The organism is Hymenobacter caeli, from assembly GCF_013294115.1.
GTDB classification, from domain to species: Bacteria; Bacteroidota; Bacteroidia; order Cytophagales; family Hymenobacteraceae; genus Hymenobacter; species Hymenobacter caeli.
In genome coordinates this window covers 1-13120 of record NZ_JABSNP010000011.1, presented here as the reverse complement: position 1 = coordinate 13120, position 13120 = coordinate 1, and the positions used below count along the sequence as shown (strand labels likewise).

Genomic DNA, 13120 nt, shown 5'->3' with positions numbered 1-13120 from the left:
TGAAAGCAACCATAGCTGCAGAAACTTTCATCCTCCTAATAAATTCAGATTTTGTACTATATATTTCATGATTATTAGTTTTGAATCAGTTATTCCGCGGCTCAGCCAATTATTTTATACAGAATGCGACTTGGTAGGTATTCAGTAAAAAAAAGAGAAGGCCGCCCGCGAGCTAAGTATATATGAAAGACTCTTATACCACGGTTGCTACTGATTTTAATCCCTTCGCCGGCCCGGTAATCCACCGGTTGGCTCCCATTACCGAGCCCCAAGCGGAAATCTGGGCTGCCTGCCTGGTGGGCGGTGACACCGCCAGCCGGGCCTACAACGAAGCCCTGGCGCTATACTTAACCGGCCCGCTGCACGCAGATGCCCTGCAACGAGCCCTGGAGGCGGTAGTGGCGCAGCACGACGCCTTGCGCACCACGTTCAGTGCCGACGGCCAGTACCTGTGCGTGCTGGCTCCCGCGCCGCTAGCGCTGACCTGTCACGACATCTCCGCGCTGACCCCGGCCGCGCAGCAGGAGTGGCTGGCCGCGTACGGCCGCCAAGAGGTGCAGCACGTATTCGACCTGGTAGCAGGGCCCCTGCTGCGGGCCGCCCTGGTCCGGCTCGGCGCGGCCGACCACTGCTTCGTTTTCACCGTGCACCACATCGTCTGCGACGGGTGGTCGATTGGGGTACTGCTGCAAGATTTGGGGCGGCACTATTCTGCTTTCGCCCAACACCGGCCGTCGGAGCTGCCCGCGCCACCGTCCTTTGGCTGCTACGCTGAAGCACAGGCGGCCTACTACCAAAGCGAGGAATACCACCGCACCGAGCAGTTCTGGGTGGAGCAGTTCCGAGGGCCCGTGCCGGCCCTCGACGTGCCCACCGACCGGCCCCGGCCCGCCGCCCGCACCTACGCCAGCAACCGCCGCGACCACCCGCTGCCCTCACCCTTGGTAGCGGCCCTCAAAAAGACGGGGCAGCAGGCCGGCTGCAGCTTCGTGACCACCCTGCTGGCGGTGTTTGAAGTGCTGCTGCACCAGCTCACGGGCCAGGAAGACCTCGTGGTAGGCCTGCCCGCAGCCGGCCAGGCCGCCCTGGCGGACGGCCGGCTGGTGGGGCACTGCGTGAACCTGCTGCCCCTGCGCAGCCGCCCCGCCGGCGAGCTGCGGTTTGTGGACTTTCTGTTGCAGCGCAAAGCCGCCCTGTTCGACGTTTACGACCACCAAAACCTTACCTTCGGCAGCCTGCTGAAAAAGCTACCGTCGGCCCGCGCCACTGGTCGGATTCCGTTGGTACCCGTAGTGTTCAACATTGACTTAGGCCTCGACAACGATGTCGCCTTCAATGGATTGTCACACCGTCTGACCAGCTTCCCGCGGGCTTACGAGAGCTTTGAGCTGTTCGTCAACGCCAGCGGCTCGCAGGCCGAGCTGCTGATGGAATGGTCCTACAACACCGCCTTGTTCGATGCCGCGACCATCGACCAGATGATGGCCCGCTTCGAGCGCCTCATCGGGGCAATAGTGGATAGCCCCGGCGCAAAGATCAAGGACCTGGGGGAAGCGCCCGCGGTGCTGGCCGCCGCCTACGCGGACCTCAACGCCACGGCCCGCCCCTACCCCGCCGCCCAGACGCTGCACGGGCTGGTAGCCGCTCAGGCCCAGGCCACGCCCCACAAAACGGCCATTCAGCTCGGGGCTGCGGAACTGTCGTACCAAACCTTGGATGAGCAGGCCAACCGCCTGGCCCACCACTTGCTGGGGCAGGGGGTACGGGTGGGCGACGTGGTGGGCCTAGCCGTGGGCCGCACCCCCGAGCTGTTGGTGGCGCTGCTGGCCGTGATGAAGTGCGGGGCCGCGTACCTGCCCCTCGACCCACAGTTTCCGCGGGAACGGATTGCGTACATGCTGGCCGATTCGGCGGCCCGGTTCCTCATCGTGTCGGCCCATCCGGCCGCGGCTTACGAAACCACGGCCCGGGTTTTTTTGCTGAAAGATCTGGTGGCGGAAGCCGCCGGTAGCCCCGCCCAGGCCCCGGACGTGTCGGTGGCCAGCAGCCAGCGGCTGTACGTACTTTACACGTCGGGCTCGACGGGCAAGCCAAAGGGCGTGCAAGTAGCGCACCGCAACGTGGTCAATTTCCTCGCCAGCATGCAACAGGCCCCCGGCCTGCGCGCCGACGACAAGCTGCTGGCCGTCACCACCATCTCTTTCGACATCGCCGGCCTGGAGCTATTTCTGCCCCTTACCGTTGGGGCCACGGTGGTGCTGGCCACCGAGGCCGAGGCCCGCGACGGGCACTTGCTGCTGGGGTTGCTCACCACCGTACGCATTACCGCCATGCAGGCCACGCCCGCCACCTGGCGCATGCTGCTGGACGCCGGCTGGACCCAACCCCTGCCCCTGAAAGCCTTGTGCGGCGGCGAGGCCCTACCCGCTGACCTGGCCCGGCAGTTGGTGCCCAAGTGCGACTCGCTCTGGAACTTGTACGGCCCCACCGAAACCACCATCTGGTCGGCAGTCAAGCATATCACCGACCCCACCGGGCTAGTTACCATCGGCCAGCCCATTGCCAATACCCAGTTTTACGTCGTCGATGAAACCCTGCGCCCCGTTAAGCCCGGCGCGATCGGTGAACTGGTGATCGGCGGCGACGGCGTGGCCCTGGGGTATTTAGACAAGCCCGCGCTGACGGACGAGCGATTTGTGGCCGACCCGTTCGGGCCAGTGGCCAGCGCGAAGCTCTACCGCACCGGCGACCTGGGCAAGCTGCTGCCCAACGGCGAGCTGCAATGCCTGGGGCGGCTCGACAACCAAATCAAGCTGCGCGGCTACCGCATCGAGCCCGGCGAAATAGAGCACGCCCTGACGGCCCTGGCCGGCATCAACGCCGCCGTGGTGACCGTGTACACCCCCCCGTCCGGCTACGCTCAGCTCCATGCACACGTCATCGCGCACGGCGGCGCGGTGCCGGTCAGCGCCGACGCGCTAATCAGCCAATGGAAGCAAGCCCTTGGGCGACAACTACCGGCTTATATGGTGCCCGCCAAGTTCTTCTTACGGCCGGCTTTTCCGTTAACCGCAAACGGAAAGATTGACCGCAAAGCATTAATCAATTCAACTGATGTTAGTGCTAATAGTACTGGTTCGGGGGCTAATAATCACACTGAGGTTGCTGAAAAAGCCAAGATTGGTTATGTCAATCCGCGCACTGATACTGAAAAAATAGTAGCTGGTATTTGGATGCAATTACTGAATGTTGAGAAGGTAGGGGCATATGACGATTTTTTCGATTTAGGTGGTTACTCGCTAATTGCGGTGCAAGCCATGGTATTGTTAGAGAAAGCAACCGGCAAAAGATTGCCACTAGCAACTCTTTTCGAACACCCAACCGTAGAAAAAATAGCGTTGATGCTTGCCATGGATAGCAAGTTTATCACCTGGGATTCGTTGGTTCCGATTAAGCCTCAGGGAAATAAAACTCCTTTATACATCGTTCACGGAGCTGGATTAAATGTTTTAATATTTAATGGATTAGCAAGAAATATGCAACCTGATCAGCCGGTGTACGGGCTACAGGCACAAGGCTTAAACGGCGTGGACGAACCCTTCAAAACGGTAGAGCAAATGGCTGCGCATTACATAGCCGCAATTTTACAGAAAGACCCTGTGGGGCCTTACGCTTTAGCAGGCTATTCATTTGGAGGAATAATTGCCTTCGAAATGACCAAGCAATTGAAAGCTTTGGGCAAAAAAGTCAAAGTACTCATTGCGTTCGACACGTACATTAGTGAGGATTATATCGTCACTAATGTATTGAAAAAGCGCATGTACCGCGCGAAGCATTGGGTTAACATTTTATTACACAATTTGCTACTCATCGGTAAAAAACCTTCTGAAATAATTACATATAGAATAAAAAATGCCAAAGTTACTTTTAATAAATATTATTTAATACTCCGTTACGGAAAGGCCAAACAACACGAGATTTTCTTTCAACAACCCCTGAAGCTCGGTCAAATGATTGACAAAGCGTCTGAATGCTACTGCGTAACACCATTAGATGTAAAACTCGAATTATTTCGCGTCAAAAAAACCTTAGATTATGCTCATGAACCCGAATACTTAGGGTGGAAAAATGTCGCATTGAAAGGGATTAACATCACCGAAATACCTGGTGATCATGACCAATTGTTTGCCCCCCCGCACGACGTCGAAATAGCGCGCATCCTGCAGAGCGTTTTAGACAGCTACGATTAGATTACTCATTTGGTCATTTTCGCTAAGCCACCCGAGCGCCTGACTTGATTTAATAGATGGCCACCGCTTCGTCGCCCCGCGCGGTGCGACTTGCGCGGTACATGCCTTCGGAATTGAAGGGCAGGGCCAGGTTGCCGGCGGCGTCGACGGCGATGAGGCCGCCCTCGCCGCCGGCCGGGGCCAGCTTGTCGTGCACCACCACGCGGGTGGCTTCGGCCAGGCTCAGGCCCCGGTACTCCATCAGGCAGGCTACGTCGTGGGCGGCCACGGCCCGCATAAAGTATTCGCCGTGCCCGGTGCAGCTGATGGCGCAGCGGGTGTCGGCCCAGGTGCCGGCCCCTATGAGGGGCGTGTCGCCGATGCGGGCGTAGCGCTTGTTGGTCATGCCGCCGGTGCTGGTGGCGGCGGCGAGGTGGCCGTGGGCATCGCAGGCCACGGCCCCCACGGTACCTTTTTTCCAGTTGGGGTCGGCGGCGGGCGCGGCGGCGTGGTCGAGCTGCATGCGGCCGGCGGCCAGGGCATCCTGGAGCTGGTCGTAGCGCTGTTGGGTGAAAAAATAGGCAGGCGGCTGTACAGGCAAGCCATGCTCCAAGGCCAGCTCGTCGGCCCCGGGGTAAGCCAGCAGCACGTGCTCGGTGGCCTCCATCACGAGGCGGGCGGCGCGGATGGGGTTTTGCACCTGGCGCGCGCCGGCCACGGCCCCAGCCCGGCCGGTGCGGCCGCAGGCCAGGGCGGCGTCCATCTCGTGGTGGCCGTCGTGGGTAAACACCGCCCCCCGCCCGGCGTTGAACAGCGGGCAGTCTTCGAGGCTGCGCACGGCGGCTTCTACCGCGTCGAGGGCGGGGCCCCCGGTGGCCAGCACGGCGTAGCCGATGGCCAAGGCCGCGTGCAGGGCGGCCCGGTACTGAGCTTCGGCGGCGGGGGTGAGGGCGGTGCGGGCAATGGTGCCGGCACCGCCGTGGATGGCCAGGGCGAGCATGGGAGCGATGGGGAATATTTGGGGAGGGCGCAAAGGTAAGCCGGGGCCCAGCCAGGAGCGCTGGGCCATACTTTTCGGCAGTCGGGGCCGGTGGGAAGAGCAGGCCGGGCCGGAAACAGGGATTTTTTTCGTAGGTTTGATGTTCTAGTTTCAACCCTACCAAAAGACCAAGTTTTATGGCTTACGACGTAACCGGCCGCCTGATTGAGATTTTCGACGAGCAGCAAATCAGCGAGAAATTCCGCAAGCGCGAGTTTGTGCTGGAAGTACAGGACGGCCAATACCCCGAGCAAATCAAGTTCCAGCTGGTGATGGACAAAACCAGCCTGGTGGACCAGTTTAAGGTGGGCGACGAGGTAAAAATTGCCTTCAACCTGCGCGGCCGCGGCTACAACAAAAACGGCCAGATGATGTACTTCACCAACCTGGAAGCCTGGCGCATCGAGCCCGCCGGCGCAGCACCGGCTGGTGGCGGCAACTTCGGTGGCCAGCCCCAGCAGCAGGCCGCCCCGCGGCCAGCCGCTCAAAACCAGAACCCCACCCTGCGGGCCCAGCCCTCGGCGGCCCCCATCGCCAGCGACGACGACAACGACCTCCCTTTTTAAGCTGTTAGTTCGCTCCTCAGTTGAGCGGGACTGGGTTTGTGAAAAACCAGTAGCCAATAGCCATAAAACGTGCCGCTCCGGTTTTGCCGGAGCGGCACGTTTTGTTTCGAGCCCGCGTATAATCGGGCATGAATTTAGCCGACATGATTGCCCGCGGCGAGGGCGAAACGCTGGAGTTTAAGCAGAAAACTACGCACGTGCACCGCATTTCGCGCACGCTGGCCTCGCTGGCCAACACGCGGGGGGGCCACGTGCTGGTGGGCGTCGACGATACGGGCCGGGTGGTGGGCGTGCGCGACGCGGAAGAGGAATTATTTGTGCTGCGCGAGGCCGCGGCCCGCCACGTAGAGCCGCCCCTGGTAAACTTGCGTTTCCGCGAAGTGGAGGCCGACGGGCGCACGGTACTGGTGGTGACGGTGCCCGAGAGCACCGCCAAGCCTCACCGCGCCCAGGTAGCCGTCGGCGACTGGCGCGGCTACGTGCGGGTGCGCGACCAAAGCGTGCAAACCAGCCGCCTCACCGAGCAGGTGCTCGAACGCCAAGCCCCAGCGGCCCTGCCCCCAATGTTCGAGCGCATCCCGCTGAACCGGCACGAGCTGGCCGCCATCGAATATGTCAAAACCCATCCCCGCCTTACGCTGCCGCAGTTCATGAAACTGGTGAATTTTAGCAAGCGCCGCGCCTACCAAACGCTGATTAAGCTGGTGCTGCACGGCTATCTGCGCTACCACGACAAGGAAAAGGAGCCTTACTATACGGTATAGTTAGGGGTCTTAAGAACTACTGTGCGCTTCAAAAGATTGGGCTACTCTTGCCCAAACCTGCTGATAGAGAGGGCTTCTCAGGCTAGGGTCCAGTCCCTCTGCGCGGTATACTGCATTGGCGAATTTATCAACGCTGGAAGGTGGGTACTTCACGATTCCAAGCCTAGCGGCCGGCGGTAGACAAAAGCCAAGCTTAACGCACAAGTCGTCAAGCAAAACCACCGTTTCGTATTCAGAGAGCCTAACAATCATTTATTTATGTAATGACTGGCAATGAAAAAGCGGACGGTTTCCGGTTTATTACCGAAAACCGTCCGCTTTTATTGAATCCATCAAGCCTAATCTTGGCGCATATCTTTTTGGCGCTTCTTCTCGTCTTTTTCCGCTTTTTTTTCTTTCGTGGTTTTCGCGGGCTCTTTCTTTTTCTCTTTGCGGGCGTCGGTGCTCTTGGCCATGATTGAAACGAAGGGTTAGGGGTGGAAGCGGTAAGAAAACGCGGCGGGGGCCGCGTGTTGCGCGGGGCGAAGGTAAAAAATCTTCGGTATTTACAAGGCCGGTAAGTATCGCTCGCGGAAGATGTGGAGGTGGTGGTGCTCGTGGCCGGGCAGGACGTAGAGCAAGGCCCGCACCGTGACGGGGCCCCCGTTGGCCGTGCCGCGCCGGTCGAGCTGCTCTTCGGCCAACGCATCGAACAAGGCCAGCGTGGCAGCGCGCACGGCGGCGTACTCGGCGAGCAGGCTGGCCACGGAGCGGGCGTTGGCTCCGCTCTGAGCCACGTAGTCGTCCTGTTCAAACCCGGGCAAATCCTGCGCATCGCCGCGGGCGAAGCGCAGGGCCCGGTAAGTAAAAATGCGCTCGGTGTCCACCAGGTGCAGCAGCAGCTCCTTCGGCGTCCACTTGCCGGGGGCGTAGGGCGTGACCGCCTGCGCCTCGCTGAGCGGGCCAAAGGCCGCCCGCACCTCCTCGGCTTGCGTGCGCAGGGCCTGGAGCGGGTCGGTGCCGGCCGGCACCTGGTCGAGGTACCCTTGGTAGTACGGCAGGTAGTCGCCGGCAACGGGGCGGGCAGTGGGCATGGCGGCAGGGGAAAGCGCGGCCGGGGCCGGCGTGAATGAAAACAACGCCGGGGCCGGGCGGTGGCCCGCGGGCGGCGGCAAATTAATAGAGGCCGGCACCGCGGCCACGGCCGCCGACACGGCCAGCGCGGGGGCCAGGTGCGGGTCGAGGTGCAGGCGCACCAGGGGCAGCGGCGCGGGCAGGGCGGCCACGGCCGCCGGGGCCCCGAAGGCCCAGCTGAGGAAATCGGGCATCACCCTGCCCCAGGTGTCGGGGTGGTGGTGGCCACCTTCCACCTGCACGTAGCGCAGCTGCCGGGCCATGTCGAGGCCCTGGGTCCGCAGGGCGTCCACCAGGTCCAGGGAATCTTCGATGGCGTCGATGACGCCGTTCTCGTTGCGGTCGTTGCGCTCGTCGAGGGTGCCGGTTTGCAGCCAAAAGGCGTGGGTGGCGTGGGCGGCCCGCGCCTGCACCTGCTGGTGCATGAGGCGGTCGGCGGGCGTGTAGCCGGCCCCCACAGCCCGCCCGCGCCACCAGAACGAGCCCGAAAAGGCCCCCGCCCGCGCAAACGCTTCGGGGTGGTGCCACACGGCGTCGAAGGCCAGGAGGCCCCCGAGCGAGAACCCGGCGAATACCGCCGCGGCGGGGTCGGCCGTGGCGTGGTACTGGCGCTGGGCCCAGGGCAGCAACTCGCGCAACACAAATTCGGTGTAGGCCCCGGCGCGGCTGCCGCGGCCGTTGTAGTCGGGCCGGCCGGCGATGCCGTACTCGTGCAGGCGCTGCTCGTTGGCGTGGGGGGCCACCAGCACGAAGGGCAGCAGGGCCTGCCGGGCCCACAGCGCCGCCAGGGTGGTGCGCAGGTGCAGGCGCGGCAGGTCTTGGCCGTCGTTGAGGTACAGCACGGGGTAGGGGGCGGGGCGGGCCGGGTCGTGGCCGGGGGGCAAGAGCACGCTCACCGCCACCGGGCGGCCCAAATAGTCCGAAACCAGCACTTCTTCGCGCTGCCGCACGGCCAGCACCGCCGCGTCTGCATTCACCTCCACCATGCGGCAAAGTAACGGCGGGCCCAGCATTTACCGTATTGACGAGCCACGGGCCGGACGGCGGGCCAAAAAATTCCCGTTTCCGTTACACGCCAATCTATTATTTTCTTGGTAGTTTGCCGCGGCACTGCTGCCGTCCGTCCCACGCCTCGTCCCCCCCGCCCCCGATTTTGCACGAACAGCACCACCGCTTTTACTCGCACCACCTGGGCCAGGACATCGACCTGCTCGTGTTCGGCACCTGGGGCTACCCCGTGGTCATTTTCCCCACCTCGGGCGGCCGCTACTACGAGGCCCGCGACTTCAACCTGGTGGAAGCCGCCCGCCCGCTGGTGGAAGCCGGCCGGGTGAAGCTGTACTGCATCGACAGCATAGACCGCTACTCGTGGTACGCCAAGCACCTGGAGCCGGCCGTGCGGGTGCAGAACCACGTGTTCTACGACCGTTTCTTGAGCGAGGAACTGGTGCCGATGCTCCGGCAGGAATGCCACGTGGACAAGATTGGCGTGGCCGGGTGCAGCTTCGGCGGCTACCACGCGCTCAACTTCGCCTTCCGCCACCCCGACCAGGTGGCGCACCTCTTCACGATGGGCGCGGCCTTCGACATCCGCCAGTTCCTCGACGGCTACCACGACGACAACGTGTACTACAACAACCCGCCCGAGTTTCTGCCCGGGGCCCACAGCGAGCATTTTCAGTGGATGAACATCATCCTGGGCACCGCGGAATACGATTTTTGCAAACACTCCACCGACCAGATGGCGGGCCTGCTGAGCCAGAAAGGCATTCCGTACCGCATCGACGTGAAGCCCTTCGGCGACCACGACTGGCCGGTGTGGCGCGAAATGTTTCCGCAGTACCTGAGCACGATTTCCTAAGCGCTTCCGTCGCTCCTGATTAATTCCCGGGCCGTCGCACCGCACTCACCGGGCGGCCCGCTTACCCCCGAACCTCACACCCAAAAAGCTTTTAGTCATGAAAAAAATTGGCATCCTCTTCGGCCAGGAAAACACGTTTCCGCAGGCCTTCGTCGACCGCGTGAACGCCAAAGCCCCGGCCGGCATCCAGGCCGAATTCGTGAAAATTGACGAGGTGGAACAGCACGTGGCCCCCGACTACGCCGTTATCATCGACCGCATCTCGCAGGACGTGCCGTTTTACCGGGCTTACTTAAAAAATGCGGCCCTGATGGGCACCGCCGTGATTAACAACCCGTTCTGGTGGTCGGCCGATGAAAAATTTTTCAACAATGCCCTGGCCGTGCGCCTGGGCGTGCCGGTGCCCAAAACGCTGCTGCTGCCCAGCAAGGAGCGCCCCAGCGACACGGGCGAAAACTCGTTCCGCAACCTGAACATGATGGACTGGGAGCGAGCCTTCGCCCACATCGGCTTCCCGGCCTACATGAAGCCCCACTCGGGCGGCGGCTGGAAAAGCGTGTACAAGCTGCACTCGCCCGACGATTTTTTCCGGGCCTACGCCGAAACGGGCCAGCTGGTGATGCTGTTCCAGGAATCGGTGGACTTCACCGACTACTTCCGCTGCTACTGCATCGGCGGCACGGAGGTATTGATTATGCCCTACGAGCCCCGCAACGAACCGCACCTGCGCTACGCCACCGAGATGAAAACGACGGGCGAAGCCGGTGAAAAGCTGCTGGCCACCATGAAAGACTACGTGCTGAAGCTGAACGAGGGCCTGGGCTACGACTTCAACACCGTAGAGTTTGCGGTGCGCGACGGCATTCCGCTGGCCATTGATTTCGGCAACCCGGCCCCCGACGCCGACATCAATTCGGTGGGCGAGAAAAACTTCGAGTGGGTGGTGGAAGCCGCCGCCAACATGGCCATTGCCCGCGCCCAGGCCCAGCAGCCCGGCCAGGACAACCTCACCTGGGGCACCTTCGTGCACCCGCACCGCGCCGCGGCGGGCACCACCGCGTTCACGGTAGCCAAAAAGCCGGCCGCCCCCAGGAAGCCGGCGGCCAAAAAGACGGTGGCCGCCAAGGTAGCTGCCGCCGACAAGCCCGCCGCCAAAAAGACCGCCGCGCGCAAAGCCCCGGCGGCCAGAAAGCCGGCTTCTAAGAAGCCGGAGTAGCCCCCTGCGCCGACGGCCGGCGCTTGCCTCCCCCAATAATTGTTAACTGCTCACTGTTAACTGACTAGCTATGCCCTTGCCCACGTTCACCCTCGGCATCGAGGAAGAGTTTCAGACCATCGACCCCGACACGCGGGAGCTGCGCTCGCACATGTCCAAAATCGTGGACAACGGCAAAATCACGCTCCACGAGCAAGTGAAGGCCGAAATGCACGAATCGGTGGTGGAGGTGGGCACCAACATCTGCCAGAACATCCACGAGGCCCGCACGGAGGTGCTGCACCTGCGCCGCCAGGTGATTGAGCTGGCCGGCAACGTGGGCCTGCGCATCGGCGCGGCGGGCACGCACCCGTTTTCGCGCTGGCAGGACCAGCCCATCACGCCCGACGCCCGCTACGACAAAATTGTGGAGGAACTGCAGGAGGCGGCCCGCTCCAACCTCGTGTTTGGCATGCACGTGCACGTGGGCATCGAAAACCGCGACATCGGCGTGTACATGATGAACGCGCTGCGGTACTTCCTGCCCCACTTGTTCGCCCTCAGCACCAACTCGCCGTTCTGGGAAGGACGCGAAACCGGCTATAAGTCGTTCCGCACCAAGGTGTTCGAGCGGTTTCCGCGCACCGGCATTCCGAGCTACTTCACGAGCGCCAGCGATTACGACGAATTCATCCAGCTGCTGATTAAGACCGGCTGCATCGACAACGGCAAGAAAATCTGGTGGGATTTGCGCCTGCACCCGTTCTTCGACACCATCGAGTACCGCATCTGCGACATGATGATGCGCCCCGACGAAACCATCGCCGTGGCCGCCGTGATGCAGGCCCTGGTGGCCAAAATTTACAAGCTCAAGCGCCAGAACCTCAATTTCCGGCTCTACCGCAGCGCCCTCATCAAGGAAAATAAGTGGCGGGCCGCCCGCTACGGCCTCGACGGCACCATGATTGACTTCGGCAAGCAGGAGGAAGTGCCCACCCGGGCCCTCATTCTGGAGCTGCTCGACTTCGTGGACGATGTGCTCGACGAGCTGGGCAGCCGCCACGAGGTAGAATACGTACTGCAAATGCTGGAGCAGGGCACCGGGGCCGACCGCCAGCTGGCCGTGTTCCGCGAAACCGGCGACCTGACCAAGGTGGTGGACTACATCCTAGCCGAAACCTCGCACGGATTGTAAATTTGCTGCTTCAATCTTACTAATTCGATCTGCCAGAACGCCAGCCGCTCGGTTGGCGTTTCTGTTTTTTTATTGTTCAGGAGTCGATTACTGTCTTTTAACCGTTTCTTTTCGATGATTAGCCGTTAGCCCATCTCAACATTCGTTTTTTTATGACCACCGTTCGTTTAGCTATTCTGGATATGTACATGGGCGCGGCCAACGAGGGCATGCGCTGCATCCGCCAGCTCGTGCGCCGCGCCGAGGCCGCCCACGGCAGCCGCTTCGCCGTCGAAACTTTCGACGTGCGGGGCCAGGACCAGCTGCCGCGCCTCGCCGATTTTGACGTCTTCATTTCTTCCGGGGGCCCCGGTAGCCCGCTGGCCACCACCGATGCCTGGGAAAGCGCTTATTTTCAGTTTATTGACGAATTGTTTGCCCACAACCTGGCCAGCGACGACAAGAAGCATTTGCTGTTGATTTGCCACTCGTTCCAGCTGGTGAGCCGCCACCTGGGCCTCGGCGAGCTGAGCAAGCGCAAGTCTACCTCGTTTGGGGTGATGCCCGTGCACCTGACGGCCGCCGGCCACGCCGACCCGGTGCTGCACGCGTTGCCGGAACCCTTCTACGCCGTCGATTCGCGCGATTACCAGCTCACCCACCCCGACCTGGCCCGGCTGGACGCGCTGGGGGCCGCGGTGCTCTGCCTCGAAAAAGAGCGGCCCCACGTGGCCCTGGCCCGCGCCGTGATGGCCATTCGTTTCTCGCCCGAAGTGCTCGGCACCCAGTTTCACCCCGAAGCCGACGGCGAAGGCATGCTGCGCTACATGCGGACGGACGAGCGCAAGCAGCAGGTAATTACGGCCTACGGCGAAGACAAGTACGACGAGATGGTGCACCTGCTGGCCGACCCCACCACCATCGAAGTCACGGAGGGCATTGTCGTACCCACGTTTCTGCGCTTAGCCGTGGCGCAGCTTGAATCCACGCCGAATACAGCAGCGCAACTAATTGCCCGGTAATTAATCTATTAGTTACTCGTTGTCAGCTATCAGTTTTTTTTAAGTTAATTAGTTATTTTAAAGGTAGTGGCTTAAAGCAGGGTGATTTCCAAATTATGCTGGTCAATAGCAATTTTAATTCGGTTATAATGGCTCGCGCGGCACTTGCTGAACGAGC

The 13120-nt window shown here is 61.6% G+C and carries 9 protein-coding genes; 7 read left to right on the top strand and 2 right to left on the bottom strand.

The window, feature by feature from the left end:
• The first annotated feature begins 182 nt into the window (after positions 1 to 182).
• Complete coding sequence (locus HNP98_RS12455; protein ID WP_173810405.1) at positions 183 to 4250, top strand: non-ribosomal peptide synthetase; 4068 nt, start codon at positions 183 to 185, stop codon at positions 4248 to 4250.
• 49 nt (positions 4251 to 4299) lie between these two features.
• On the opposite strand, the gene HNP98_RS12450 is transcribed toward HNP98_RS12455, so the two are convergent.
• Complete coding sequence (locus HNP98_RS12450) at positions 4300 to 5229, bottom strand: isoaspartyl peptidase/L-asparaginase family protein (protein ID WP_173810525.1); 930 nt, start codon at positions 5227 to 5229, stop codon at positions 4300 to 4302.
• Positions 5230 to 5405: 176 nt separating this feature from the next.
• On the opposite strand from HNP98_RS12450, the gene HNP98_RS12445 reads away from it, so the two are divergent.
• Together HNP98_RS12445 and HNP98_RS12440 are read left to right on the top strand one after the other, a co-directional pair.
• Positions 5406 to 5834, top strand: a complete 429-nt coding sequence (locus tag HNP98_RS12445; RefSeq protein WP_173810404.1) for a DUF3127 domain-containing protein — start codon at positions 5406 to 5408, stop codon at positions 5832 to 5834.
• Positions 5835 to 5962: 128 nt separating this feature from the next.
• Positions 5963 to 6598 (top strand): AlbA family DNA-binding domain-containing protein, encoded by a 636-nt coding sequence (locus HNP98_RS12440; protein ID WP_173810403.1) that lies wholly within the window; start codon positions 5963 to 5965, stop codon positions 6596 to 6598.
• Positions 6599 to 7143: 545 nt separating this feature from the next.
• Here the strand turns inward: HNP98_RS12440 and HNP98_RS21935 are convergent.
• A complete protein-coding gene (locus tag HNP98_RS21935; RefSeq protein ID WP_246275120.1) occupies positions 7144 to 8697 on the bottom strand; it encodes an alpha/beta hydrolase-fold protein in 1554 nt (517 codons plus the stop codon).
• Between the two features lie 167 nt (positions 8698 to 8864).
• Here HNP98_RS21935 and HNP98_RS12425 point away from each other — a divergent pair, with 167 nt between their 5' ends.
• From HNP98_RS12425 to HNP98_RS12410, 4 genes are all read left to right on the top strand, one after another.
• Positions 8865 to 9572 (top strand): esterase family protein, encoded by a 708-nt coding sequence (locus tag HNP98_RS12425; protein ID WP_173810402.1) that lies wholly within the window; start codon positions 8865 to 8867, stop codon positions 9570 to 9572.
• Between the two features lie 97 nt (positions 9573 to 9669).
• Positions 9670 to 10788: an ATP-grasp domain-containing protein gene (locus HNP98_RS12420; protein WP_173810401.1), complete on the top strand. Its 1119-nt coding sequence runs from the start codon at positions 9670 to 9672 to the stop codon at positions 10786 to 10788.
• Between the two features lie 76 nt (positions 10789 to 10864).
• Positions 10865 to 11962, top strand: a complete 1098-nt coding sequence (locus HNP98_RS12415; protein WP_173810523.1) for a carboxylate-amine ligase — start codon at positions 10865 to 10867, stop codon at positions 11960 to 11962.
• 152 nt (positions 11963 to 12114) lie between these two features.
• Positions 12115 to 12963 carry a type 1 glutamine amidotransferase gene (locus HNP98_RS12410; protein WP_173810400.1) on the top strand — a complete coding sequence of 283 codons (849 nt, stop codon included), beginning with the start codon at positions 12115 to 12117 and terminating at the stop codon, positions 12961 to 12963.
• Positions 12964 to 13120: the final 157 nt, after the last annotated feature.

Excerpts from the sequence above, each read along its gene's own strand:
- HNP98_RS12420 (WP_173810401.1), top strand. The coding sequence starts at position 9,670 with ATGAAAAAAATTGGCATCCTCTTCGGCCAGGAAAACACGTTTCCGCAG.
- HNP98_RS12455 (WP_173810405.1), top strand. The coding sequence starts at position 183 with ATGAAAGACTCTTATACCACGGTTGCTACTGATTTTAATCCCTTCGCC.
- HNP98_RS21935 (WP_246275120.1), bottom strand. The coding sequence starts at position 8,697 with ATGGTGGAGGTGAATGCAGACGCGGCGGTGCTGGCCGTGCGGCAGCGC.
- HNP98_RS12410 (WP_173810400.1), top strand. The coding sequence starts at position 12,115 with ATGACCACCGTTCGTTTAGCTATTCTGGATATGTACATGGGCGCGGCC.
- HNP98_RS12445 (WP_173810404.1), top strand. The coding sequence starts at position 5,406 with ATGGCTTACGACGTAACCGGCCGCCTGATTGAGATTTTCGACGAGCAG.
- HNP98_RS12440 (WP_173810403.1), top strand. The coding sequence starts at position 5,963 with ATGAATTTAGCCGACATGATTGCCCGCGGCGAGGGCGAAACGCTGGAG.
- HNP98_RS12450 (WP_173810525.1), bottom strand. The coding sequence starts at position 5,229 with ATGCTCGCCCTGGCCATCCACGGCGGTGCCGGCACCATTGCCCGCACC.